This is a genomic window from Superficieibacter sp. 1612_C1, from assembly GCF_015234305.1.
In the GTDB taxonomy this organism is placed as follows: Bacteria; Pseudomonadota; Gammaproteobacteria; order Enterobacterales; family Enterobacteriaceae; genus Superficieibacter.
The window spans coordinates 829,011-855,215 of record NZ_JADGMI010000002.1 but is presented as its reverse complement, the minus strand read 5'-3'; the positions used below and the strand labels follow the sequence as shown (position 1 = coordinate 855,215).

The following is a 26,205-nucleotide window of genomic DNA, read 5'->3' as shown; positions in this document are numbered from 1 at the left end:
AGTGGTGAAAAACTAATCATTGATTTTGACAATTTCAGAACCGAAATCGGCTTTGATAGAATAATCAGATCCGCTCGGTCTGATCCCACCGACTTCGATAGATTCCTTGATATATACTACAGTTATCAGCGGCCAGATAAGTTATCTTTTAACAGCAGTAAGTTTCATGACCAACTAAAAGACATTGGCATCAGCAATGAAGAAATCATTGATCGTGGAATCGAAATGATGCTAGCTGAGCAGTTTATGGAGTCCTTGAGCAAAGCTGGCTCATTTAGTGCGAGCGAAAATTTACGACTAGAAAACAAGGCCGTTTCTAATTGGCAACTGTTACACAACCAATCGCATAGAAATATAAAAGAAGAAGATGATGTTGCACACATGCAAGCATCACAAAACTGCTATGACCAAACAATGTGCAATACCTTAAAGGCTGAAAATATAGAGCTTCCAAGCAATTTGAGTTGTGGAAAATACATGAAGCTTTCCAACCTCCCCAGTATTGGCTGGAGTAAAGACTGGCAGAGTAGGTTTAAAAAATGAATCGATTAATTCAAAATGAATTGATAGGAACGGTTGCTATTCAAAGTGCATTGGAAAATTCAAAATTAAACAGCCTATCTCTTGCCAAAGTAATGTTGGTATTACTCTTGCTTTTTGATAGTGCCATACGCTCTATTCTGAAGAGGAAAAACAGTGTTGTTTTAAGCAGCAAAGACCTTCTAATTTCTAACCCAACTGCATTTATAACGGTACGTGCAAGGTATGAAGACTTGACTATAACTTCCTTGAATACAATACTCCTAACCCAGGAACTTGGCATAGCTACATTGAAAAATAATGATCTTGTTCTCAAGGAAAAGATTTTTTTTCAAAGTAGTTCCGAGATTGGAAAAATTGCATTAGATATTTTAGCGGCTGGACCCAAACTCGGTCTAATTCTCAGTGAAGCCACCTCAGATCTCTATCAAACTTTTAGGATTGAATTGTGAGTAACATTCAGATTTCCAATGTTGTCCTCTGGCAAAAGAATGGTATCAAAAGGACTCTTGAGTTCTTACATAACCGTGTAAACGTCATTACAGGGGACTCAGGTAAAGGCAAATCATCAATTCTATTTATCATTGATTATTGCTTACTAGCAAGCGAAACTACTGGAATATCGAAAACTAATATCGATTCCAAAGTAGACTGGTACGGTATCAAAATCGCTATTGATGGCAAAGAGCTGGTCATAGCACGCCCTTCAGAAAGCAATGGAACAACAGACCAAGCCTATTTCAGTGAGAACGGCGTCATCCCAACTTTGCCAGTTCTAAATGTCCGAATAGACAATCTAAAGAAAGTCCTGAGCAGCGCCTTTGGGATTGATACTGAGTTGAAAGTCCCCTATGGCGGTCGATTCATCCAGGCGGGTTCGAAGGTTTCCTTCAGAAATTTCCTTGCATACAGCTACCAAGACCAAAACACCATAGTCGCGCCAGATCATCTATACATTCGGCCGACAGATGGCCGCTATCAGGAAGCCATTGAACGAACATTCAGAATGACCATTGGAGCGGAAAATGTAGACACCGCACTTTCACGGAATCGCCTCTTAGAATTGGAGCGAAAAAAAGCTGTTCAGACAAGAAAAAATGAGTCTTATGCTATATCTGCGATTATATTTTCTGAAGAAATAGATACTCTATCCAGAGAGGCCTATTCTTTAGGAGTAATCGAGCGTGTTCCTGAATCGCATAAAGACAGACTTAACGTACTCTATGAATTGATTACAACACCTACAGCACCAAGTGATTATAAGCATGAAGTGGAAAGGATAGAACGTGAAATATTTGGCTTGTCAGACAAAAATCGTCAATTGAAAGCATTTATCGACGATAAGCCTACTTATACCAATGCATTAAAAGAAACTGAAGATTCGCTCAAGCCTGTCAATGTATTCAACTCACAAGTTGACAAAATATTTCCTTCCGATTTAGCAAATGAAGTTATCGCTAAATTACAACGTGAACTTTCTGATATTAAGTCTTCATTGCGTAGCCGTAAAAGCTTCCCGTTTCTAGAGGAGGTAAAAATTTTACACGCAGAGAATAATAATAAAATATGGGAGCTCAAAGAGGAACTGTCGCTACTGGAGAAAAAGCAGCCTATTAGGTATAACCCTAATGATTACTATCGTTATTTAGGTCGATTGGAAGCAAACCTTGCGGTCTATAACCAAAGCAATGAGCAGGTCGCTCGTGTAGTACAAGATAATCTTGATGATTCTATCGCCGAGCTACGTGGGATAGTCGAGCAAAATGAAGAGAAGAGTACTCTGGCAAAACAGGGGTTAAATCTTTTAATTAACAAGCGACTCGAAAAACTATCGCTAAAGGGCTATAATGACTTTTCTGCTTTCTACTATGAGAAAGAAAAACTTATACATCTACATTCTCCCGATTTAACAACAATAGAAAAAATGCCTGATGTGGGGAGTGCTTCAAACTACCTTTATCTTCACATATCCTTTTTCCTTGCTATACATGAGATCGCCAAGACAAGGCAGGTTCCATGGATTCCGTCTTTCTTGGTACTTGACCAAGTCAGTACACCCTACTTTTCAAGTGACGGGAAGCCCAATGATGACATCCTAAGCTTAGATAAGGTATTAATAGAGTTAAACCAGTTCGTTATTGACATGGATAAACTAGGTGGATTTCAGATTATCTTGTTAGAGCACATAGATAAAGAGCACTGGACGACGCTGGAACTGGATCGGTTCCACCTTGTGGATAGAGAGTTACGAGATGACTATGGACTTATTCTTGACGATGAATTTCCTATAGAATCATAACATTAAACTTTTACAGGGCAAGTCGCGCTAAAACCTACAGTGGCAGTTGCACAAGAGTTGAACTCAATAAATGCGGACAGAGTTCGATGCGGCTCAGCAATGGGTGCCGCACTTACTGCCTACACATAACAAAATCTGAATCACATCAAAAGTGAGTACGGAAATGAGTATAATGCTAAAGTGAAAAATAAAAATCTCTTTAAAATAAATAAGTTAAATAAACAAAAGTAGTTCAACGTCTAAATAAAACCTGTTGTCTCATGAGGTTTTACGGAATCTCATGAAGAGTGACAAACGCTATAAAATCCACGCCATTGCGTGGATTTTTTTATGATGTCTCAGATGATTTCGCTACAGAGCAGGCGTGCTAAAAAGCGGCTTTTCTAAGTTCGAAAGACTAACTCTCCAGATAGCGCGTATTGTTTTTCATCCAGCATGCCAGAGAATCGAGGGTTGGACGCAGCGTTTTACCCAGCGCCGTAATCTCGTATTCGACCCTGGGAGGGACTTCCGGATAGACCGTCCTTTTCACAAGATTTCTTTGCTCAAATGAACGAAGCTGGCGGGTTAATTCTTTCTGCGTAATTGGCGATACCGCCCTTTGCAAAATGTCGCGCGCTTTTTTCGACCACTAATAAAAAAGCCATGTTGTAAGGCGTCAACATGGCTGGCTCAGGAAAATCTTCCCAAGTGCTTCAGGAGTTAGTTATGTACTGCTGTTTTGCTGACAGAGACTTCAGATGCTGGCCCCAGCGTCATTCTCTGCAATTTGCCGACAATAAAGAGATAGGAAATAACGCCAACAATCCCCATCGATCCCACGTAAATAATGGCCCAGTCAAACGATCCGGTCGCCTGAATAATAAAACCGATCACCAGCGGCGTGAGAATCCCTGCCACATTGCCAAAGGTGTTAAATATCCCTCCGGCAAGACCGAGAACTTCTTTTGGCGACGTATCGCTCAGTACGCACCAGCCCAGGTTGCTGAATCCTTTGGCGAAGAACGCCAGACTCATCACGAAGATAACTACTGGAATTGACTGGGTATAGTTTGCCACGATGATCGAGCAGGACAGCAGCATGCCCGAGACAATCGGCAACTTGCGCGAGAAGGTCAGGCTATAGCCTTTTCTCAGTAAATAATCGGAAAGCATACCGCCAATAATCCCACCCACGAAGCCAGCGATAGCCGGGATCGCAGCCACCAGACCTACTTTGATAATCGACAGCCCCTTTTCCTGATACAGATAGGTCGGGAACCAGGTAAAGAAAAACCAGGTGATCGACGTGAGGCAGAACTGACCGATATAAACGCCGATCATCATTCTGTTTGAACACATACTTTTCACTTGTCTCCAGCTCACTTTCTGCTGCGATTTTCGCTCCGCAGAACCCAGTTCCGGGATGCCCCCACCATGACGGATGTAGTCGAGCTCCTGCGTATTAATCGATTTATGCTTCAGCGGATCGCGCACGAACATCAGCCAGAATGCGCCAAAGACAATACCTAACAAACCCGCGCTGTAAAAAACGTAATGCCAGCTATAGATGCTGATGACCCAGGAGAGCACCGGCGTGAAGACGCCCAGCGCCACGTAAGGTGCCGTCTGATAGATGGAGGTGGCGAAACCCCGTTCCCGGTCAGGAAACCACTGCACGGACAGGCGGCTGCTGGCGGGCGTGGCGGGCGCTTCCGCCATTCCCATCAGGAAGCGGAGAATAAAAAGCGCAACAAAGACGGAGGGAAAAAGATAAACACCGCCCTGAAGAAAAGTGAAGACTGACCATACAATCATTGCCAGGCCATAAACCAGCCGGGACCCGAATTTATCCAGTAAAATTCCGCCGGGGATCTGAAAAATCATATACGCCCAGCCAAATGCAGAAAATGCCCACCCCATATCCGCTGCGTTAAAATTAAGTTCTTTGCTCATCACGGGGGCGGCAACCGATAACGTTGCACGATCGATAAAATTAACGAGCATCGCCACACCCATAAAAACCAACATCAGATACCGGACGTTTGTTTTTTTATCTGTCTTTTTCATGTCGTATTCTCCAGAAATCGATTGATTACTGCAGCAAAAGTGCGCGGTATTCCTCAATGAGCGCTTGCCGGGAGTCTGAAGAAAGCGCGCACAGCGGTGGGCGCAGCGTTTCCCATGAAGGGTCCTGAGTATGGTAAGCCAGCAGGGTTTTCACCACCGGAATTGTATCTCCCATCGCCACGATGCTGCGCAGACGGCTGAGCTTTTCCTGCGCAGCGATCCCCTGGTCGTTGGCATAGTTGCGGTAGATAGACGCGGTAAGCGACGAGGCGATATTAGTGGTCGCGGTAATACATCCTGCTCCGCCCGCCTGCATAAAACGGGCAAAGGTAGCATCTGCCCCGGAATAGACTTCAAATCCCTGGGCAGCAAACGCCTCAATATAGGACAGCGAATTGGCAAAATCACCGCTGCTGTCCTTAATGCCCTGAAACACGCCGGGGTAATATTTCAACAGGCGTCCAATCAGATCGGTGCTTAACGGAATGGTTGTCTGCTGCGGAAAGTTGTAGAAATAAAGCTTCACCACATCGCCTAATTGCCCGGCCAGAGCGCTATAAAACTGATACAAGCCCTCTTCAGAAGGGGATTTATAATAAAATGGTGGTAGCACCAGGACTCCTGGGCACCCTACTTTTGCCGCATGACGCGAAAGCCGAACAACGGTGGGAATATCGCAAGCGCCGGTGCCGGGCAGCATCTTTGCTGGCGCAATCCCGCTGCTGGCGAGACGTTCTAACAGCGTTTCACGTTCCTGCACGCTGAGTGAATTGGTTTCCGATGTGGTCCCTAAGACTGCCAGACTGTTGCAACCGTTATTGAGTAAATAATGGCAATGCGCGATAGTTTTATCGTAATTCAGCGTCAAATCGCTGTTAAATGAGGTTAATGCCGCGGCATTAACGCCAGCATATAAAGCATTCTGCATGTGATGTTCCTCGCCGCCAGAATAACTATTTCTGGCGGAGTGAGCTAAAACGTATAGTCCGCGATATCTATTTCTTACCAAACACGAAGCGATCGGTGGCGTGGTAATTAATCCAGTCCCAGTCATAGGTCACTCCCAGACCTGGACCGTCAGGGACGGTGACGCAGCCGTTTTCATCAATGGAATCCAGCTCATCTTTGTAACCACAGGCATAGCAATGCGGCAAAATATTCCCCAGTTTTGGTCCGACTTCGGCCATTTCGTAAAAATTGGTATTTCTGATGCTGGCCATAAGTTGACGATGCGCGGGTCCAGGCGCGTGGATTTCGACATCCAGTCCAAATGCTTCCGCCATATGCGCCGTTTTTAATGCGCCGGTAATGCCCATATCGTATTCCGGATCGACGCGCACAAAATCCGTTCCCCCTGCCATGATGAAATCACATTTCGCTTCCAGCGCGCGAACATGCTCGGTAATCAGCAACGGCGTCTTGATCATGGAGCGCAGTTTTTTATGCGAAAATGCGGAAAGCGAATTATCCCGATAGGGATCTTCGTACCAGAAGAAATTAGCATCATCACACGCGCGTCCAACGTACAGGGCATCCGCAAACGTTTTGAGATCGGAGGCGGCGTCATACATTAACTTCATTTTATCGCCTACCGCTTCCCCAAGGGCCAGGATCAGCGAAGCTTCTTTTTGCGCATCGCCATCAAACCAGCCGTGATGCTTAAAGGCGCGATAGCCCATTTCATAACATTGCAGCGCGAAGTCGGTAAAGGCTTTATTGTCATTCAGCATGCCTTCATCGCCATGATAGGTGCTGGCGTAGGTAGGTAATTTATTGCGATATTGACCGATCATTCGGGAAATAGATTTACCCGCCTGCTTACCGGCCAGATCCCAAAGAACGATATCTACCGGTCCCTGCCCCATATGATCCATATGACATAACCTGCGGTTCCACTCGGTATAAAAAGCTTCGCGCCGATCGGAATCGCGACCGGGTAAATCGCCTGCCAGCATTAATGTCTGCGCCAACGCCGGTCGGGTGCCGCCCCATAATGCAACATATTCGCCGCGGGAACCGTCAGAACATTCAACCACAATGGCATATTTCGATAATGAAAGCGTAGATCCTTCCACATATCCAACGTGATTATGCGCATTAGTAAAAGACGATCCCATATCTTTTACATCGTATTTAAAGTCAATAACTTCTACTCGTTCAATTACAGGCATAGCAACTTCCCCCTGATAAAAATATGGCTTCACCCTTAAGCAAATACGTTTATTCGCCAGCTATGATGTAGAATGATTCTGATTAAATTAAGAGTCAATTTTAGATAAAGCATTGCCTGATATAAAAAAGATATCAACCGCAATGGCCTTTACGCCAAAAATTATACCTGGCTCACATAAACCTCTAATCCAAAATTATCATAAATTGCGAAAAATCATTTAAAATCAATAAATTATGAAAAATTAAAGCATCCCCAAATCATAAATTTCCTTGAGGGTTTTTTATGATGCTAGTCACATTATTATGGTTTTCTTTTTATGCCTGGCAAAAAAGCGTGCAAATTTTTTAGCAATTCAGCAAAATATTGACCGTCGAGAAATGCAATTTAATTGGAGCAGCAGATGTTAAACTTAAATCAGGTAAGATGTTTTATTGCGGTCGCAACTGAGTTAAGTTTCCGCCGCGCTGCTCAGTCATTACATATGAGCCAGCCGCCATTAACGCGGCAAATACAGCTTCTGGAGCAACATTTAGAGACTATATTGCTGAACCGGGATAAGCGCAGCGTAACTCTGACCGCCGCCGGAAAGGCGTTTTATCAGGAAGCGCTTGAGTTGATCGAACATATTCATCAAATCGAGCAATATACAAAACGAGTCGCCAGCGGTGAAGTGGGTTCGGTTACCATTGGTTTTGTCGCCAATGCCTTTTATCACTTCTTGCCTGAGCTGCTTTCCCTGTTAAAAGAGGCATTCCCTTTTATTAATATCTCGCTGCAACAATCAAATACGTTCCAGCAGGTTGAAGCTGTTATTAACCACCAGATAGATCTGGGGATCGTGCGTGTCGTGCCGGATAATGACGCGCTGGAAAGCGTACTCTGCGTAGATGAAACTTTTGTCGCCGCAGTACCGCGCCAGCATCCGCTGGCAACACGGGAATTTCTGGAATTAAAAGATTTTGATAATCAACCAGCGATTATGTACTCCGTCGCCTGGAAGCCAATTTATGATTTGCTGACCCACGCGTTTGACGTTGAACAGGTGAAACCCAATTATGTGCAATATGAATCCAATACCGTTAATATTCTTTCACTGGTGAATGTAGGGTTTGGGCTGGCCCTTGTCCCGCAAAGCGCCGCCACGTTTAAATTTGATAATGTGAAATATATTCCGTTAGAAACAACACAGGATTTATCTAATCATCTTTATATCATTTACCGTAAAGATAATGAGAATGAAGCATTCCATTTGGTCAAGCGAATGATTTTGCAGTATATCGCTGCCTGATGAATTAATGGGCCAGAGTGACGAATATATAACTTGTTAGCGCCGGGGTAATTCGGTCACAGAGAAGGATACCGTTGAGAGAGCGGCGATACCAGAATTGCGTTCAGCCGCTTCTCGCAGGCGTCAGTTCCGGATAACCGCGGATTCCTCTTCGGTAAGATCCGGTCGTCGGACAGTGATCATCAAACCGGGCAGCGCATTTTCCGCGACTATAGTCCATCCATGTGCGTTAGCTATTTCCTGACAAATGGCGAGCCCCAGCCCGGCACCCTGATCCCGACGATGCGCGCCGCGCCAGAAGCGGGTAAACAAAACGCCGAGCTGCTCATGTGTGACGCCAGGACCAAAGTCCCGCACGCTAATTTTGTCGCGATCGATGTCAATAAAAACAGGCGTGCCCGGCGGCGCATGCTGAATCGCATTTTCAATAATATTCTTTAATAACGTGAAGAAAGCACCGCGATCCGCTCGCCATATTATCGTGTCATGTTTGCTGTTAATCGCGATGTCGACATCCGCCTCCATAGCGATTTTCTCAAGGTAAGCGATGGTATCCTGAACAGCTTCATTCACATTAACGCCAACGGGTTTATAACCCAGGGGTTCGCTGACTTCAGCCAGTATAAGAAGTTGCTGAACATGACGACTCAGATGGTTTATATGGGCCAGCAGATGTTCCTGAAAGGGTATATCGCCCTCAAACAATTCTACTTCTGCACGAATAAGGGTGAGCGGGGTTTTTAGCTCATGCGCCGCTTTTGCCAGAAACGCCTGTTGGGCTTTGAACCCTGTTTCAAGCCTGTCCAGTGTCTGATTAAAGCTGTAGATGAGCGGCATAATTTCTGCTGGCACCTGATTAATATCAAGCCGTTCGTCGAGCGATTGCGGCGTGATGCAGGCCGCGGCCAGAGAGGCTTTTCTTAAGGGTCGCAGCGAATACGCCAACGTAATGTATGCGCATGCGCCAAAGACAACAAGGAGTACCAGACTAAAGGTGATAACACCCTGTTTGATAAAAGGAAGTGCAAAGCCCTGATGAAGAAATTCGATTATTTGCGTGCTTACGGTGAGCTGAACAAACCAGGTTTTCCCCGCTTTTTGTACCGGTACCGACGCGCCGTCATAAAGCACACCGTTCAGCCGTAGCGCAAAACGCCGTTGTGTAAGTTCGGTCTGAGCCGGCCACTTTTTCGCGCCAGCAGACGCCAGTACCACCTGACCTGAAGCATCAAGCACTCTGTACGCCGTTTCATTGCTCAGGCTATCGTAAAGCCAGAAGGGATGCTCTGTATTGCCCTCAAAACCTACGGGCATACCGGTATTATCAAATCGCAACTGGGTAGCAAGATTATGCGCCCGATCCAGCATTGACATCCCCGGCAGGCGATCCTGCACGATGGCCCCAAACGCCAGCATTAAACCAATACTGAGCAGCGCACCCGCAATATAAGCGGCTAAAATTTTTAGCGCCAAACTGTTAAACCAGCTGGTTTTTTTGCAGGGCATAGCCTTGTGACCTTATATTTACCAGTTGCAGTTCCGACGCTATTATCGCCAGCTTACGGCGTATCCGATGCAACGCGACATCCAGCGCATTTGGCGTTACCGCCTCACTAAATCCCCAGGCTGCCGATTCCAGCGCGCTGCGACGAACGATACCGCCCTGCTTACGTACCAGCGCCAGCAAAATTTGCATTTCCGCAGGCGCGAGTAAGATCTTTTCATCGCCGCGGCAGGCCATACCTGACTCCGGGGAAAGCATTAAATCGCCGAAAAAAGGTTGCGGCGGATGACTGACTGAAGGGCGTCGAAGCAGCGCCTTCACGCGTGCAACCAGCTCAGCCATTGCAAAAGGTTTGGTTAAGTAGTCGTCGGCCCCGGCTTCCAGTCCCTCGACCCGATCGTGCAAAGCATCTCTGCCGGTCAACATCAGGCAAGGTATCGTCACCCCGGCCCGCCGCAATTTTTGCAGCAGCGCCAGGCCATCGCCATCGGGCAATCCGCGGTCCAGCACCAGCCCTTGATAGGTTATCTGATTGACCGCGCTCCACGCTGCGTCGCCCCGCTCGACCACATCTGCCATGATACCGGCATTCGCCAGGCCTTTGATAATGAGCCGGGCAATATGGTCGTGGTCTTCAACAAGCAGGATCCTTGCCATCAGAAATAGTACACATAACCAAGGGAGAGGCGATTACTACTGGAACGATCCACCAGCGGACTGTCTTTAACGTCAGAGGGAAAGCGACTCATTTGTGCATCCAGTATTAAAGAGTGGTGAGTGTTGAAGCTGTAAACGCTTTGCAGGCCGGCTTCAGCACCGATCCCTGCCCCGCCATGATACCTGGGGCGTCCGGCTCTGACTTCATGCGAACGTACGCCGTAATAATAATCCACGTATTTGCTGTCATACCATGTTGCGCCAATGCGAGGCGTTATCGATAAATGGTCTCCGATTTGCCAGGATCTGTCCAGGACAAGCGAAAGTTGTTGTCCTTTGCTGTTGCCTGAAACGTCGTGCGTCCAGTCGGCATTAATATTAAGCAGGCTGGTTTGCCATTCTATTTTTCCGCCAGCCCAAAGCCCGCCCTTTCGCTTTTCCATCCCTTCCAGCATCCATGAGTCATCGGATTCGTATCCGGCACCGTCCCATCTGCCAATAATGCCAAAATGAAGGTTATTCGTTTCGCTCAGGGTGATGCCTGGAAGTTTGGCCTCAAGGGTCGTGCCAAAGAATTTGACATAGCGATTTTCAACATGGAGCAAAGGCAGGACGGACGTATCGCGATCGACGTCAATGTAAGGCTTCTGGCTACTGGTAACGCCAACCCCCAGCCCCCAGACAGTCGCTTTTTGTGGATCTTTTACACTGGCCTGGGTTGCCGGTACGAACATTAGCGTTCCGTTAATCAACAATGTAACAACAACCCCGCGCCCGGCAGCGCAACCAGAGAGAAAAAGGGAACGACAGCGCATGATGATTTCCTGAAGTAGTGAAAATAGCATCATGAAGGCGAGATTCTTACAGATAACTTACTGGCGCGGCATGGCGTGAACAATTTCAGGACAGCCGCGGCGGAATAAACGCCTTTACCGGCGGCAAAACGCCTTCATATTTTACCATCTCTACGGTAGCGATCTGCCCGGTACACCCCTGCGCCAGCGATGACGTGCCTTCGTCGAGGGTGACAACATTGGGGTTACCATGGACGCAAAACGGCGCGTCAGCCAGCGGCTCCAGCGGATCGAACCAGGCACCGGTCGGCACCTGAATTACGCCAGGCATGATGTCCTCCGTCACCTTTGCGCAGGCCAGCAGCGCCCCGCGCTGATTAAAAATCTTCACGATATCGCCCGTGTGGATCGCTCTCTTCGCGGCGTCCAGCGGGTGCATCTGGCATATTTCCCGATCTTTTTGCTTGTGCCGCGCGCTCCACTGTCCAAAATCAAGCTGGCTGTGCAGGCGCGTGGCGGGCTGATTCGCGATAAGCCAGAGAGAATGATGCGCGTCGGGTTGCTGCGTCGGCGGCAGCCACGCCGGATGCCCCGGACAATCCGCATAGCCGAAACGCGCTATGGTGCGGGAAAAGAGTTCGATTTTCCCGCTGGCTGTGGGCAGCGGCGCGGCGGTCGGATCGGCGCGAAAGCCCCGCATCAGCCGATCGCCGTCCTGGATCTGCGGTAACAACAGCGTTCCTGCCTGCCAGAAGGCGTCGAAGTCCGGCACGTTAATACCGAGCTCACGCAGTTTTTCCTGCATCTGGCCGTAAAGATGATGCAGCCATTGCTGGCTGCTGCGCCCTTCAGTAAAGGCGAGTTCCGCGCCCAAACGTCGCGCCAGTGTCGTAAAAATTGCATAGTCATCCCGCGCCTCGCCCTGCGGCGCTCTTACTTTCTGCATCGCCACCAGCAGAGGATCGGTCGGCGTGCCGCCGATATCATCACGCTCAAGGGTCATTGTGGCAGGCAGAACAATATCGGCATGACGCGCCGTGGCGGTCCAGAACGGTTCATGGACGATAAGCGTATCCAGACGGCTGAAGGCGCGACGCAGCCGGCCCAGATCCTGATGGTGGTGGAACGGATTGCCGCCCGCCCACCATGCCAGCTTAATGTGCGGATAGGTTAGCCGCTGACCATTAAAATCATAGTGCTCACCAGGGTTGAGCAGCATATCGGCAATTCTGGCCACCGGAATAAAGGTGCTCACCTTATTCACCCCCTGCGGGAACGGCGGAAAGGCGACCACGTTATGATGTTTACCGTAATGCCCAATCGCTCCCAGCGCATAGGCGTAGCCGCCGCCGGGTAATCCGGGCTGGCCTAACACCGCCGCCAGCGCCAACCCCAGCCATACCGGCTGCTCGCCGTGTTCCGCGCGCTGTAAGGAGTGCGAGACCGTCACCAGCACCCGCTTCCCGGCAAGGTCACGGGCCAGCGAAGCAATCTCGTTTTCCGGGATCCGGCAAATTTCCGCCGCCCAGCGCGGCGTTTTTGCCTGACCATCGGCATTACCCAGTATATAGGCTTCGAATAGCGGCCAGCCCTCGCAGTAACGTTCGAGAAACGCCCGGTCGGCATTGCCGCTGACGACAATCTCGTGGATCAGCGCCAGCATCAGCGCCGCATCGCTGCCGGGGACGACCGACCACCATTCGGCGCGGGCCTCTGACGGCATATCCGTTCGCAGCGGGCTGAAATTGATAAACCGGGCCCCCCTTGCGGCGGCCTGACGCATAAACTCCCGCTCGGTATGCCGGCTGATGCCGCCGCTGGCTACCTGCGAATTTTTCAGCGCCATGCCGCCAAAAGAGAGAATGATATCGCTATGCGCGGCGATATCGTCCCAGCTGACGCCCCGACGCGCCACCTCGTTTAACTCGCCGATAATATGCGGCAGGATCACCGCCGCTGCTCCTGAACTGTAGCTGTTGACCGAACGTACGTAGCCGCCGATGGTGGTGTTCAGAAAGCGATGTACCTGGCTTTGCGCGTGGTGAAAACGCCCGGCGCTCGACCAGCCGTAGGAGCCGCCAAAAACCGCCTCTGGCCCGTACTGGCGATTGACCCGCGCCAGTTCATCGGCGGCAAGGTCGAGGACCTGCTCCCATTCCATCTCAATATACTCATCCGCACCCCGGCGATCGTCAGGGCCCGGACCGTTCTCAAGCCAGCCGCGCCGTACGGCGGGCTTTGTAATTCGCACCGGGTGGTCGGCAGAATCAGTAAAATTCGCTAATAGCGGACTGGGGTCAGGATCGTCGCCCCAGGCTTTCACGTTTAGCCCGTGCTTCTCCTCAGAGACGCGAAAAACGCCCCAGTGCGAGCTATGCATTTTTTCATTATTCATGCCGCCACCCTTTTATTAACGCCTGCGTTATGTCAGTTGATAACAGTGATATCAGAACTGGTACGTTAACCCGACACCAAATTTGTCATCGCTACTCACCCCCAGCGGATTATCATCGTCCAGCAGGTTGATTTTATAATCGGCATAGGCCAGCATGTTTTTATTAATGAACCAGGAGAGCGCGACATCAACATATTTAACGATATCCGCCTTCCCTACCCCTTCAATATCTTCTCCGCGCGACTGGAAATAACCCGCGAACGGTTTGATGCCGGAAGAGAACAGATATGAGGCAACCGCTTCAAAACTGTTGGCTTCGTTGGCATAACCGGATGAACTGATTTTGTTCAGGTTATGGCTGTTGGAATAGAGCGCGGCCAGATATAAATCGTTATCGTCGTATTTAATGCCGGTGGCCCAAATCTCGGCGCGGTCGCCTTCGCCCCACCGCAGCTGTTGCTGAGCCGAGGTTCTTTTCGACGCGCTGTACGTCCCGAGAACAGTAAGATTATCGACCAGTTCATAACTCAGCGAGAAACCGTAGCCATCGCCGTTAGTGGCGGTAGCCGACCGATCTGAGTTGCGCCCCTGATACTGCGCGGTCACGTCCAGTCCGTCAACGGCACCGAACAGGTCGCTGTTACGCCAGGTCAGTAAGCCGGTAGAACGCCCGGTCATAAAGTTATCCGCGGTGCTATAGGTCAGCTCGTCGAAGATCGGCGCTTTATCGGTGATCGACGCCACATCATACGTCACGCCCCAGTTACGTCCATAATCAATGGAGCCGAAGCGGCTAAACTTCAGACCAGCAAAGGCCAGACGCGTTTTATTGCCGTCCTGCGCATCGCTGCCCTCGGAGTTATTGGCCTGGAAATTATATTCCCACTGGCCGAATCCGGTCAGGCTGTCGTTAATTTGGCTCTGGCCTTTAAATCCCAACCGGACATAAGATGCATCGCCATCAACGCTGTCGCTATCGCTGAAATAATGTCGGGCCCGGACGCTGCCATACAGATCCAGTTTATTTTTGTCCTTATTAAAGATTTCCGCCGCGTGGGCAGAGGAGGCGCTGACAAATAACGCCATAAGAATTATTTTTTTCATTAACTTCCCCAGAGTTTAGGTCACAAAATTACCGTCCCATTCATTCGAATGAGACAGTCTACTAACAACGTTAATAACTTATTTCAGGCGCTGCGCGTCAATGCCATAAACGGCGACAGCCTGCTCCTGACTAATATATCCCGCCTCAATATCAGCAAGGATCTCGCTCTCTGCCCGCTGCTGCGGATCACCCCACCCGCCGCCGCCGGGCATTTCCAGCACCAGCCGATCCTCAACGGGGATCTCCTGGATGCCTTTGGCGTTCAGCGTCTTACCCGAAGCCAGATAAAGTTGGCCCGTACGGCCCGGCAATCCGCCTTCGCTGCCGCGTGCGGGATGGATGACCCGATCGAAACGGGCGTAGAGCGCCAGCGGCACCGGAAAACGATTGCCGATCACCATTTTTTGCCCCAGTCCGCCACGGTACTGCCCCGCGCCGCCGGAATCCTGAAGCAGGGATTTCTCCCATACCACGATACTGGTCATGGCTTCGGTGATCTCCACCGGCACATTTTTCACGCCGGAGGGAAACGGCGTGGCGGAAAGCCCGTCGCTCTGCGGCCTCGCTCCCGCGCCGCCGCTGTGGAAACTGGTGGTCATATAGGCGTTTCCCCATTCGGAAGCAGGCGCGGCCAGCCGCACGTTCCACAGGCTGCCGGTGCTTTCCGCCGGGGTTTTATCGGCGAGGATTTGGCGCAGGCAACCGAAAATCAGATCCGGCAGAAACATGCCGACCAGAGAACGGGCCACCACCGGGCGCGGCCAGTGGGCGTTGGCGATGCAGTCCTCCGGCGCACGCAGCGTAATGCAGCCCAGCGTCGCCGCGTTGTTGGGCAGCGCGGGCGCAATCAGACTTTTAACGCCAAATGCCGCGTAGGCTTCGGTGTAGCACAGCGGGCAGTTGATGCCGTAGCGCGACGGCCCGGAGGTGCCTTCCATATCGATATGGATGCCGCTGTCGTCAATGGTGACAGCGGCCACCAGATCGATCGGCTGTTCATAGCCGTCGACGCGCATGCTGTTGCGCCACGTGCCGTGCGGCAGTTCACCGATGGCCGCCATCATTGCCCGCTGGCTGAAGGCCAGAATGCGCGCGCCGATAGCGGAAAAGTCATCCAGCGCGTACTCATCCATGACCTTTTGCAGGCGGCGGTTGCCTACGTCATTACAGGCCATCAGGGCAAAAATATCGCCCTCGACCTGCACCGGCTCCCTGACGTTGGCACGGACGATTTGCAGCAGGCTTTCGTTAACCACGCCTCCCGCGGCCAGCTTCATAATGGGAATAAACAGCCCTTCGCCGAACACCTGACGTGATTCTGGTGACGGTCCGTTGCCGCCGATATCCACCACGTGCGTAGTACAGGCGAACAGCGCCACGGCGCGTCCGTGACGAAAGACCGGGGTGACCACCGAAATATCGGACAGGTGCCCCGTCGCTTTCCACGGATCGTTAGTAATGAGCACGTCGCCCGGTGCCAGGGTGTCCAGCGGATAAGCGGCCAGGAAGTGCTTCACCGAACGGGCCATCGAATTCACATGTCCGGGCGTGCCGGTCACCGCCTGGGCCAGCATCTCACCCTCGCGGGAGAAGACGCCCGCGGAAACATCGCCCGCTTCCCGGGTCGAGGTGCTGAAACCGGCGCGGATCAGACTTCTGGCCTGCTCCTCTACCGCCGCGATAAGGCGGCTCCAGATGACCTGAAGCTGAATGTCGGAGATAGCGGCGCTCATTTTTCCTCCCGGTTGGCTTGCAAAATAAGATGTTGCTGGCGGCTGAGGGTGACGCTGAACCCCTGCGGGACGACGGTGTTCGTTTCGCTCTCTGCGATAATCGCCGGGCCCTGTAGTTGTGCGCCGATGCGTAAATCTTCGCGCGGATAGACCCCAGCCTGCTGTGCCGACAGCGTGGCCAGGTCGACCAGCGTCTGTTCGCGCTGCGGCGCGGGCGTATACGCCTCGCGCTTCGTTGCCGCGGGCACCGGTGGCGCGTCGGTTTCACGGCTCAGCCTTAAGCCCCACGTCAGACACTCGATCTGCATGCCGGGAATGATGCGGTGAAAGTGGCGGGCGTACTCCTCTTCGAAGCGGGTGGTAAGCCAGGCGGCGTCGTGTTCTTGATAGCGCGTTTTTCCGCTCAGGCGTACCGGGATTTCATGCCCCTGCCCGCGGTAGCGCATATAAACAGTATGTTCCTGATGCAGCGCTGCCTCATCCTGCGGACTGACCGCCAGCGTGGCCTTCGCCTGCTGGTACAGCTGGCCAAAAATGGCATTCACCTGCTCTGCATTAAATGCCTTCAGCGACAGAAGCTGCGTCTTAACTACTTCGCAGGCCAGCGGGGCCAGCAAAAAGCCGTGCGCTGAACCGACGCCCGCCCCTTTGGGAATAATTACCCGATCGATGCCAAGTTTTTGCGCGACGCGCGCCGCATGCATCGGTGCCGCGCCTCCAAAGGCGATGAGCGTCCGGCCTTCAATGGATAAGCCCCGGTCGGTTGCATGCACCCGCGCGGCGTTGGTCATATTCTCATCAACCACTTCGACCATCGCCATCGCTGCCTGCTGTCCGTCGCGGTCGGTTTCATCGCTGAGATGCGTCTGTAAAGCGTGAACGGCATTGTCCCGCGACAGGGCGATTTTGCCGCCGGCAAAACGCGAGGCGTCGATTTTGCCCAGCAGCAGGTCGGCATCGGTAATCGCCGGCAACTCGCCACCGCGACCATAGCAGGCGGGCCCCGGCTCTGAGCCACTGCTTTCCGGACCAACGTCGATAAGCCCAAGCGCGTTACGCTTCGCCAGCGAGCCGCCGCCAGCGCCGATTTCAACCATATCCACCACCGGGATACGCAGCGGCATGCCGCTGCCTTTCAGAAAGCGATACGCCCGCGCCACCTCAAGCTCGCGGCCGTATTGCGGCACGCCATCATCAATAAACACCACTTTCGCCGTGGTGCCGCCCATATCGAAGGCAATGGCTTCGGCGATCCCCGCTTCGCGGGCGATATGCGCGGCAAACACCGCCCCGCCCGCCGGGCCTGACTCCACCAGCAGTACCGGGAAACGGCAGGCCTGCTCAAGCGAGGTCAGACCGCCATTCGACATCATCAACAGCGTCTGACCGGCGATGCCGCGCTGACGCAGCCCCTGATCCAGTCGTTGCAGATAGCGGGCAATGGTCGGTTGCACATAAGCGTTAGCGCAGGCGGTGGAGAGTCGCTCGTATTCGCGGATCTCCGGACAGACCTCATGCGACAGGGTGATCGAAAGGCCCGGACGCGCCCGGCGAAGAAATTCCGCGGCCTGGCGTTCGTGCTCGCCGTTGACATAGCTGTGCAGAAAACCTATCGCCACCGAGGTGATCCCCGCAGCATCGAGCGGCAGCAGCAGAGCTTCCAGCGAGTGCAGGTCCAGCGGCGTCAGCACGCTGCCGTCGGCGGCCAGCCGCTCAACAACCTCAAAGCGCAGCGCGCGCGGCACCAGCGGCTCCGGGCGTTTCATGTACAGGTCGGAAACGTCAAACCGATGTTCGTGGGCGATTTCCAGCGTGTCGCGAAATCCCTGGGTAGTGATCAACGCCGTTTTTGCGCCCTTGCGCTCAATGAGCGCGTTGGTGGCAAGCGTAGTGCCATGCACGACAGCGCTGACTTCCGTCGCCGCCGTCGCCGTCTCATTGAGCAAATTATCAATGCCCTTTAATACCGCCTCTTCCGGCGCGCCGTGGGTCGTCAGACGTTTGGCCGACACCAGCGTGCCGTCGGCGCGCTGCAATACAATATCGGTGAATGTGCCGCCGATATCGACAGCAATTCGGGTTCCTCTTTGCGACATAACCTGTTTCCGTATAGTTAGCTCATTCATTCACTGACAGCAGGCGGCCCGCCGCTCTGCGAGACTTCACATCAAGCGCCTGTAATAGCGCCCACAGCGATGCCTGATTAGAGGTCACCACAGGCACGCCCAGCGTCTCTTCCAGCGCCGGAATAATTTCCAGCGTGAGCAGGTTGGTGCAGCTGATAAACAGCGCGTCGGTCCGACCGATCGCTCCGGCATATTTGCCAGCGAGCGCCACAATGTCATCGCTATCGACAGCCGCGATGGGATACGCCGACGAACAGTTGAACGACTGATAGCCTGCGGTCTCTATGCCGTACCGGCGTAAAAACGCCACCTCAGCGAGGTTAATGTCGTCCGGGTAAGGCGTGATCATAAAAATTCGCTTCGCCCTCAGCGCGCGCAATGCTCTGATGACGGCATGGGCGGTGGTCACGGCGGGCACGCCGAGAGTCGCGGTGATGTGCCGCTCAATCGCTTCCGGCGCATCGGGCTGACCAACAAAACTCCCGCTTGTACAGCCAAACAACGCCACCTTCAGCGGCAGACGATCCATCTGGCTGAGCGCCGGCGCGATATTTTGCTGCATCGCTTCCAGCGCTGACGCAGAGAGCGTCGTTCCCCCAGGCCGCCACACGCGCGCGACGTTTAACGCGATGGTCTCCGGCAGCCAGCGCGGCAGCTCATACTCCAGCGCCATATTGCCTGCTGGCACCAGTAGCCCGGCACGGATCAGATCCCGGTGTTTCATGTTGGCGATCCCGCGCCGATCTCCATGGCAATGGTTTGCTCATCGCTGCGTCCCGGATAGCTCAGCGGTTTACGCAGTCCCCAGACATTGATGGGATGATAAAGCGGCAGCAACGCCACATCCGCGATGGCAAGTTCAATGGCCGAGGCGAAAAGCGCTTCGCGTTTGGTATCATCAAGGGTCACCAGCCCCTGCTCGATAATCTCATCCACTTTTTTGTTGCTGTAGAAAGAGCGGTTGCTGGAGCCGTAGCCTTTCTCTTTGTCGATGGTGTGCAGTAACGAGCGCAGCGGCGAGGAAGATTCACCGGTGGCGCTCCCGTAACCGACGAGAAAGAAGCTGAATTCGCTACCCTGCGCGTCGCCGGTAACCCGCTTGTAAAATACGCTGCTGGGCATGGTCTCCACCTCGGTTTTGATGCCGACCCGCGTCAGCATCTGCGCCACGGCCTGAGCAACGGCGCTGTCGCGAATAAACCGATCGTTTGGCGAGTGCAGCGTAATGCGAAAGCCCTCCGGATACCCTGCGGCTTTAAGCAGCGCCCTGGCCTTTTCCGCATCTGCGGTGACGGGTTTAATTGCGTTGCTGTGGCCGAAAATGCCTTCCGGCACCAGTTGATCGGCCACTTCCGCAGCGTCGGTGAGAATGTGTTTAACGATCAGTCGCGTATCGATCGCCAGCTGAAACGCCTGGCGCACCCGCAGATCCAGCAGCGGGTTATCAATCGGCTTACCGGCGTTGTCGCGAATAAACGGCGAACGTTTACGCCCGTGATCGAAGCTGAGAAAAATAGCCCGGTTGGTCACGCTGCGGGTTAAATTAATCGTGCCGTTGGTTTTCAGACGGGCGATATCGGTGGGCGCGACTTTTTCAATGACGCTGACGTCCCCTGAGAGGAGCGCCGCCACGCGCGCGCCATCCGCGCTAATCGGGCGGATGGTAATCTCCTTCCACTGTGGCTTGTCGCCCCAGTAGTCATCATTGCGGGTCAGCACAATCCGGTTACCGGGAATATAATTGACCAGCTTATAAGGGCCGGTGCCGATGACGGCTTTGCCACTGTTATAGTCGGCGGTGGTCGCCTCGCCGATGCTGCGGCTAATAATAGCGACTGTCGCCAGTTCATTAGGGACAATCGGATTCGGTGCCAGGGTTTTTATTCTTAATACCGTGTCGCTGACTTTAATGACGGTTTTATCATGTAAATAAGTTCGCAACGCAAAAGGCGAACCAACAATATGGCTGGCGCGATCGAAAGAGAAAATAACATCATCGACGGTCAACGGCGCGCCGTTATGAAACGTCACGTTCGGCTGTAATTCGAACTCCCAGGTCGTGTCATCAATGACCTTCCATGATTTTGCCAGCCCCGGCTGCGGGCGCTGTTTATTATCCGATCTTACCAGCCGGTCAAATAAATAGGTGGTCAGCGCCGCGTTAGCGCTGACAATATGCCAGTGCGGATCGAGCGACGACGGTTCGTTACTGAACCCCAGTACCAGGCTGTCTACCGACTGGGCGGCCCAGCCTGTCATCGGCCAGGTGACAGCAGCGGGAATAAACGACGCCGCTGCCAGCGCGCCGGTACGGAAGAGAAATTGTCTTCTGTTAATACTCATGACTGTCTCCTGGTGGTTTACTTTTAGCAAATTGTATTTATTGATTTGATTTAATCAGCAAGATAAAAATTTCTTTCCCGTACCGGTTACAGACTAAATCATCAGGCTGAAATATTTTAATAACCAATATCGCTATAAATATGTGTAATATTGATTAGTCATTATTATTTACAACATGGCAACAGCCGATAAATATCTAATTCATCGATACAGGATAACTGCGCTATATTTTGTAAGGACGTCCACAGCGTGTGGGTATTTTCTGTTACGCCTCCCCAGTGCAGACACTCAATAAATTTCTCACGCAGTTGCTCCGCGCTTAATGGCGATCGGGTATCGCCCGTGGCATAACGCACCGGCGGGCTGAAAAGCGTATCTCCCTGACGAAAAACAATCTCGATCCGATCCTCTGGCGCGAAGCCCTCGCGCCCGGGATCGCTTTCTGCAATGGCAATACGTTCGCAACAGGCCATTAGCCGCCCCACCTCTGCACGTTCACGTTTTTCACCCTGTAAAGAACGCAGCGTCAGCTCGCTATCGATGAGCGCGCTTGCGGCCACAAACTCCAGGCTAAAGGCACTCTGGGTGCGGTCCGTCGGCTCGCGAAAACGCAAAATATCGCTGTGACGCTGGCTGGTCATCAGGCGGATGCGTACGATATCTGCACGGCGTTCGGCGGTATGAGAATAGAGCTGGCGGGCAGCATCCACGATCCGGTGAGCGGCATAGCACACCGGATAATATTTAATCGCTGCGGGCTGGCGCGCCAGCAGCCAGTCCTCCTGGCGTAATGCCAGCGCCGTCGTCCTGTCGGCGGGATGATGCGGCGACCAGGTCGTCAGCCAGCCGTTGTCCTGCTCCAGGATAGCGTCATTGCCAGTGATGCCCTGGCGCGCCAGCAGTGCGGCAAACAGACCGGCTTTGGCGGCGAAGCCGATATGCAACGCCTTAACGGGCGTGCCGAAATTCGCCATCAGTCCCGCACTTTGCGACGCCGCAATCGCCAGCGCGTGCCGGGCCTTAACCGCATCAAGTTTAAGCGCCGAGGCGCAGGCTGCGGCGGCCGCTATGGGTCCGATTAACCCGCTGGGATGCCAGCCCGCCGCGTGCGCCAGCACCGGATGCCGCCGCCGTAATTCGCCCCACGCTTCATAGCCGGTGGCATAAGCAATCAGTAATGCGCGTCCGGACAGCGGAAAGCGTCGCGCCAGCGCCAGCAGGGCCGGGATCAGCACGGCGGCCGGGTGCCCACCCAGCGCGACGTTGTCATAATCCAGCACGTGCGCCGCCGTGCCCGCCTGTAGCGCGAAGGCCAGAATATCCGGCGACGCGGCGTCCGCCAGCAGGCGCTGCGTTTGCGCCAGCCGGATGACGGTATCCTCGTTTCTGCCCGCCAGCATCACCGCCAGCGTATCGATCAGATCACGTCTGGCGTAATGCAAGGCATCGTCGCCGGGCGGTATCTGGTGGGCGGAAGCAATCATATCGCCCAGTTCGCGGGTCAGCATTATCGTCATATCAGCGGTTCACCACGACCTGATGCTCCAGCGCAATTTGCCGGTAGACTAACGGCGGAACGGCGGCATTTACCGGCATGACGGCATGCGCTATCTCGCTGTTATCCAGTTCCGGTGCCCGGCTGCGTCGGGACGGATCGGCGACGGGAACCGCGCTGAGTAAACGGCAGGTATAGGGGTGCTGTGCCCGCTGAAAAATATCCTCGTTACGCCCCGTTTCGACAATAACGCCGCGTTGCATGACGGCGACACGGTGGCTGAATTGTCTCACCACCGACATATCATGGGAGATAAACAGAAAGGCCGTACCGAGCTTCTGCTGTAGCTCGCTCAGCAACTGCATAACCTGCATTTTCACTAATGCGTCCAGGGCAGAGACCGATTCGTCAGCAATAATTATCTCCGGCTCCAGTATCAGCGCCCGGGCGATGCAAATACGCTGGCGCTGGCCGCCGGAAAATTCATTGGGATACCGCGTCGCCATATCGGGCGTAAGCCCGACCAGATGTAGCAGCTCGGCCACCCTTTCACGCGCCTGACGCCGATCGCCGAGCCGGTGATAAATCCACGGTTCAGCAATCGCCTCGCCGACCGTCATGCGGGCATTCAGGCTGGACCACGGATCCTGAAAGATCATCTGCACGCGGCGCGCAAGATCGGTTCGTAACGGCAGGCCTGGCGCAACGATGGGTTCGCCATTGAGGAGGACGCGGCCAGCCTGCGGCGCGACCAGCCCCACCAGCGCGCGTCCCAGCGTGGATTTGCCGCTGCCCGACTCGCCCACCAGCGCCAGCGTTTCACCGCGCCTGAGCTGTAAGGAGATTTGCTCAACGGCATGCACGCGCTGCTTTACCCGTCCCAGCAGGCCGCCGCGGAGGTTAAAACGGCAGGACAGTCCCACAATTTCCAGCAGCGGTTTTGCGGCGGCGGGCGCGGTGGGAGGACGCGCGTCATGACGGGCAGCCGCCAGCAACCGCGCCGTATAGGGATCCTGCGGCCGGGCAAACAGCGCAGCGGTGGAATTCATTTCTTTTACTTCCCCCGCCTGCATCACGAGGGTTCTGTCGGCCATTTCTGCCACCACACCCATATCGTGAGTGATAAACAGCACCGCCATTCCCTCTTCACGCTGCAATAGCTTAAGCAGCGCCATAATTTGCGCCTGGATGGTGACATCCAGTGCGGTCGTGGGCTCGTCGGCAATCAGCACTTTCGGGCGTCCCGCCAGCGCCAGCGCAATCATCACCCGCTGGCGCATCCCGCCGGAGAGCTGATGCGGATAGTCATCCATCCGCTTTTCCGCAGCCGACAGCCGGACTTTCTTCAGCAGGACGATGGCTTCCTGCCGCGCCTGACGGCGGCTCAGTTGCTGGTGCTGAATCAGGTGTTCCGTAAGCTGATAGCCAATGGTGAAAACCGGGTTCAGACAATCTTCCTGGAAAACGATACTGATATCGCCGCCGCGCACCGCACGCATCTGTTTTTCGCAGAGCGGCAACAGCGCCTGCCCGTTCAGCAAAACGCTGCCGGTAACGCGGGTGTTATGCGCCGGTAAGATGCGCATGATCGCCGCTGCGGTAACGCTTTTCCCCGATCCCGACTCGCCGACCAGCGCCAGCGTTTGCCCGGCGTCCAGCGTGAAGGAAATATGCCTGACGACAGAGCGCCACTCGCCGTCGGACTGAATGTCGACGCTCAGATTTTCAACTTCAAGAACTGGCCTCATCATGCTTCTCTCCACCGGGCTAAACCGTTTATCGTGTCCATGGATTGAGCACGTCCCGCAGGCGATCCCCTGCCATATTAATAGCGACGATGGTCACCATCAGCGCAATGCCAGGGTAAAAGCAGATCCAGTATTCACCCGATAACATATATTGATATCCGTTGGCGATAAGCATGCCGAGACTCGGCTCCGTCACCGGTACGCCTAACCCCAGAAAAGAGAGCGTCGCTTCCAGCGCAATCGCTCGCGCAACCTGTACGGTGGAAATCACAATCAGCGGCGGCATACACTGCGGCAGCAAATGGCGAAACAGAATGCGGTGTAAGGGCAAGCCAAGGCAGACCACGGCTTCGATATAGCCTTTCTTGCTTTCAACAAGCGCAGTGCTGCGCGTGGCCCGGGCGTAGGTCGCCCACTCCACGATGACCAGCGCCAGCACCACATTGCCGATGCCTTTGCCGAGGAATGCCAGCAGCATTAAGGCTACAAGGATGGCCGGAAAGGAGAGCTGCAAATCCACCAGCCGCATAATAAGCGCATCGGTTTTACCGCCGCGGTAGGCGGCCAGCAGCCCCAGCGACCCGCCGATAATGGCGGCGCAAAAAACGGAAACAAAACCGACGCCCAGCGAAATACGCAATCCATACAGTATCGCCGATAACATATCCCGCCCCTGATCGTCGCTCCCCAGCCAGAACGGGATGCCGGTGCTGCTCTGTGCGCCCGGTGCCAGCTGCCCGTCAATAATGCTGAGCTGCTGAAGATCGTAAGGATTTTGCGGGGCCAGCAGCGGCGCGGCAAAGGCAACGATAATAATCAGCCCTACCAGCAGCGCGGCGACCAGCGCGCTTTTTGAACGGGCGTATAGCCGCAGAAATTGCCGTAAGCCCAGGCTGCGCTGCGGCGTTGACGGTATCACCATATTTGCCTCAGCCATGCGCGTTTTCTCCTGCATTTAACCTGATCCGCGGATTAAGCAGCGATGAAAGAATATCCACAACGAGATTGATGACGACAATAAGGGTGACGATGATCATCAGATAGGCGACGATAACTGGCCGGTCGAGCATATTAATACTATCGATAATCAGTTTCCCCATACCGGGCCAGGCAAATATGGTCTCGGTGACGACTGAAAACGAGATAATCGAACCAAATTCCATTCCCACTACGGTAATCAGCGGGATCACGATATTTTTTAATAGGTGAACAAACGTTATTCTCAGGCCAGATAAGCCTCGTGCTTTAGCCAGCCGCATATAATTCGCCGACATCTCCTCCCGCACGCCCGCGCGGGTAAGACGCAATAACAGCGAGGTTTTAAATAAAGCCAGATTAATGGCCGGGAGTAATAAGTGGCGTAATCCGTCGCTGGTCAGGAAAGACCACTGAACGCCCAAAAAAGTTTTCATCTCGCCGCGTCCGCCGCTGGGCAGCCATCCCAGACCGACCGAGAAAAACATAATCAGCAGCAAACCGGCCCAGAATGTTGGCAGAGAAAAGCCCAGAATACTGCCCGCCATAATGGTTTTTGACAGCCAGCTATCAGGCTTTAATCCCGCATAAAGACCGAGCGGCAACGCGATAATAATTGCCAGCAGGGTCGCACTGACCGCCAGCTCCAGCGTGGCCGGGAAGCGTTGCAGGATCAGCGTCAGCGCAGGCTGATTAAAGACGTAGCTGCGCCCCAAATCACCGTGCAGCAGGCCCTGTAAAAAAAGCCCGTACTGTTGCCACAGCGGAAGATTCAGCCCAAGTTCGGCAATCAGCTGTTGCCGATCCCGCTCGGTGGCATCGGGAGACAATAAAATATCGACCGGACTACCAATAACGTGCAGGGCGAAAAAGACCAGCGTCGCCATTAACCAAACCACAAGGCATGCCTGCAACAGGCGTTTGATTATCAGATTCAACATAGGTAATACGGCTCCGGCTCATAAAATAGCGGCTTCACAG

The 26,205-nt window shown here is 53.2% G+C and carries 20 protein-coding genes and 1 pseudogene; 4 read left to right on the top strand and 17 right to left on the bottom strand.

Going from position 1 to position 26,205, the window contains the following annotated elements; all coding sequences use genetic code 11:
• Positions 1-225 precede the first annotated feature (225 nt).
• From INT84_RS10305 to INT84_RS10295, 3 genes are read left to right on the top strand one after another with little or no spacing between them, the layout of a single operon-like run.
• The gene (locus tag INT84_RS10305) at positions 226-543 is read left to right on the top strand and encodes a hypothetical protein (protein WP_194206710.1); all 318 of its coding nucleotides are present in this window, start codon (positions 226-228) and stop codon (positions 541-543) included.
• Positions 540-992: a hypothetical protein gene (locus INT84_RS10300; protein ID WP_194206709.1), complete on the top strand. Its 453-nt coding sequence runs from the start codon at positions 540-542 to the stop codon at positions 990-992. The genes INT84_RS10305 and INT84_RS10300 overlap by 4 nt, the downstream gene beginning before the upstream one ends.
• Positions 989-2,839, top strand: a complete 1,851-nt coding sequence (locus tag INT84_RS10295) for a DUF3732 domain-containing protein (protein ID WP_194206708.1) — start codon at positions 989-991, stop codon at positions 2,837-2,839. The genes INT84_RS10300 and INT84_RS10295 overlap by 4 nt, the downstream gene beginning before the upstream one ends.
• A gap of 397 nt (positions 2,840-3,236) precedes the next feature.
• On the opposite strand, the pseudogene INT84_RS10290 reads toward INT84_RS10295, so the two are convergent.
• The 4 genes and pseudogenes from INT84_RS10290 to INT84_RS10275 all read right to left on the bottom strand — a co-directional run.
• Positions 3,237-3,446, bottom strand: a pseudogene (locus tag INT84_RS10290) (winged helix-turn-helix transcriptional regulator); the annotation flags it as partial.
• Positions 3,447-3,541: 95 nt separating this feature from the next.
• Positions 3,542-4,888 (bottom strand): MFS transporter, encoded by a 1,347-nt coding sequence (locus INT84_RS10285; RefSeq protein WP_194206707.1) that lies wholly within the window; start codon positions 4,886-4,888, stop codon positions 3,542-3,544.
• Between the two features lie 25 nt (positions 4,889-4,913).
• Positions 4,914-5,816 (bottom strand): dihydrodipicolinate synthase family protein, encoded by a 903-nt coding sequence (locus INT84_RS10280; protein ID WP_194206706.1) that lies wholly within the window; start codon positions 5,814-5,816, stop codon positions 4,914-4,916.
• A 67-nt stretch (positions 5,817-5,883) separates the two neighbouring features.
• Entirely contained in the window at positions 5,884-7,059 is a 1,176-nt protein-coding gene (locus tag INT84_RS10275) for an enolase C-terminal domain-like protein (protein ID WP_176917863.1), read from the bottom strand.
• 390 nt (positions 7,060-7,449) lie between these two features.
• Between INT84_RS10275 and INT84_RS10270 the strand changes: the two genes are divergently transcribed.
• On the top strand, positions 7,450-8,349 hold the full coding sequence (locus INT84_RS10270; RefSeq protein WP_194206705.1) for a LysR family transcriptional regulator: 900 nt from the start codon (positions 7,450-7,452) through the stop codon (positions 8,347-8,349).
• 123 nt (positions 8,350-8,472) lie between these two features.
• Here INT84_RS10270 and INT84_RS10265 read toward each other — a convergent pair whose 3' ends face one another.
• From INT84_RS10265 to INT84_RS10205, 13 genes are all read right to left on the bottom strand, one after another.
• Positions 8,473-9,822 (bottom strand): sensor histidine kinase KdpD, encoded by a 1,350-nt coding sequence (locus tag INT84_RS10265; protein ID WP_228066028.1) that lies wholly within the window; start codon positions 9,820-9,822, stop codon positions 8,473-8,475.
• Positions 9,823-9,826: 4 nt separating this feature from the next.
• A complete protein-coding gene (locus tag INT84_RS10260) occupies positions 9,827-10,510 on the bottom strand; it encodes a response regulator transcription factor (RefSeq protein ID WP_194206703.1) in 684 nt (227 codons plus the stop codon).
• Positions 10,510-11,325 carry a MipA/OmpV family protein gene (locus tag INT84_RS10255; RefSeq protein WP_228066026.1) on the bottom strand — a complete coding sequence of 272 codons (816 nt, stop codon included), beginning with the start codon at positions 11,323-11,325 and terminating at the stop codon, positions 10,510-10,512. Before INT84_RS10255 ends, INT84_RS10260 begins: the two co-directional genes overlap by 1 nt.
• A gap of 85 nt (positions 11,326-11,410) precedes the next feature.
• A complete protein-coding gene (locus tag INT84_RS10250; protein WP_194206702.1) occupies positions 11,411-13,699 on the bottom strand; it encodes a molybdopterin-dependent oxidoreductase in 2,289 nt (762 codons plus the stop codon).
• A 51-nt stretch (positions 13,700-13,750) separates the two neighbouring features.
• Positions 13,751-14,803, bottom strand: coding sequence for a porin (locus INT84_RS10245; protein ID WP_194206701.1), 1,053 nt, complete (start codon positions 14,801-14,803; stop codon positions 13,751-13,753).
• Positions 14,804-14,881: 78 nt separating this feature from the next.
• Positions 14,882-16,537, bottom strand: a complete 1,656-nt coding sequence (locus INT84_RS10240) for a hydantoinase B/oxoprolinase family protein (RefSeq protein ID WP_194206700.1) — start codon at positions 16,535-16,537, stop codon at positions 14,882-14,884.
• Positions 16,534-18,633 carry a hydantoinase/oxoprolinase family protein gene (locus INT84_RS10235; RefSeq protein WP_194206699.1) on the bottom strand — a complete coding sequence of 700 codons (2,100 nt, stop codon included), beginning with the start codon at positions 18,631-18,633 and terminating at the stop codon, positions 16,534-16,536. Before INT84_RS10235 ends, INT84_RS10240 begins: the two co-directional genes overlap by 4 nt.
• A 22-nt stretch (positions 18,634-18,655) precedes the next feature.
• Positions 18,656-19,387 (bottom strand): aspartate/glutamate racemase family protein, encoded by a 732-nt coding sequence (locus tag INT84_RS10230; RefSeq protein WP_194206698.1) that lies wholly within the window; start codon positions 19,385-19,387, stop codon positions 18,656-18,658.
• Entirely contained in the window at positions 19,384-21,006 is a 1,623-nt protein-coding gene (locus INT84_RS10225; RefSeq protein WP_194206697.1) for an ABC transporter substrate-binding protein, read from the bottom strand. Before INT84_RS10225 ends, INT84_RS10230 begins: the two co-directional genes overlap by 4 nt.
• Before the next feature lie 164 nt (positions 21,007-21,170).
• On the bottom strand, positions 21,171-22,523 hold the full coding sequence (locus INT84_RS10220) for an MmgE/PrpD family protein (protein ID WP_194206696.1): 1,353 nt from the start codon (positions 22,521-22,523) through the stop codon (positions 21,171-21,173).
• A 1-nt stretch (position 22,524) separates the two neighbouring features.
• Entirely contained in the window at positions 22,525-24,252 is a 1,728-nt protein-coding gene (locus INT84_RS10215; protein WP_228066025.1) for an ABC transporter ATP-binding protein, read from the bottom strand.
• Positions 24,253-24,277: 25 nt separating this feature from the next.
• Positions 24,278-25,186 carry an ABC transporter permease gene (locus INT84_RS10210; protein ID WP_228066023.1) on the bottom strand — a complete coding sequence of 303 codons (909 nt, stop codon included), beginning with the start codon at positions 25,184-25,186 and terminating at the stop codon, positions 24,278-24,280.
• Positions 25,179-26,165 (bottom strand): ABC transporter permease, encoded by a 987-nt coding sequence (locus INT84_RS10205; RefSeq protein WP_194206694.1) that lies wholly within the window; start codon positions 26,163-26,165, stop codon positions 25,179-25,181. Before INT84_RS10205 ends, INT84_RS10210 begins: the two co-directional genes overlap by 8 nt.
• Between the last annotated feature and the right edge of the window lie 40 nt (positions 26,166-26,205).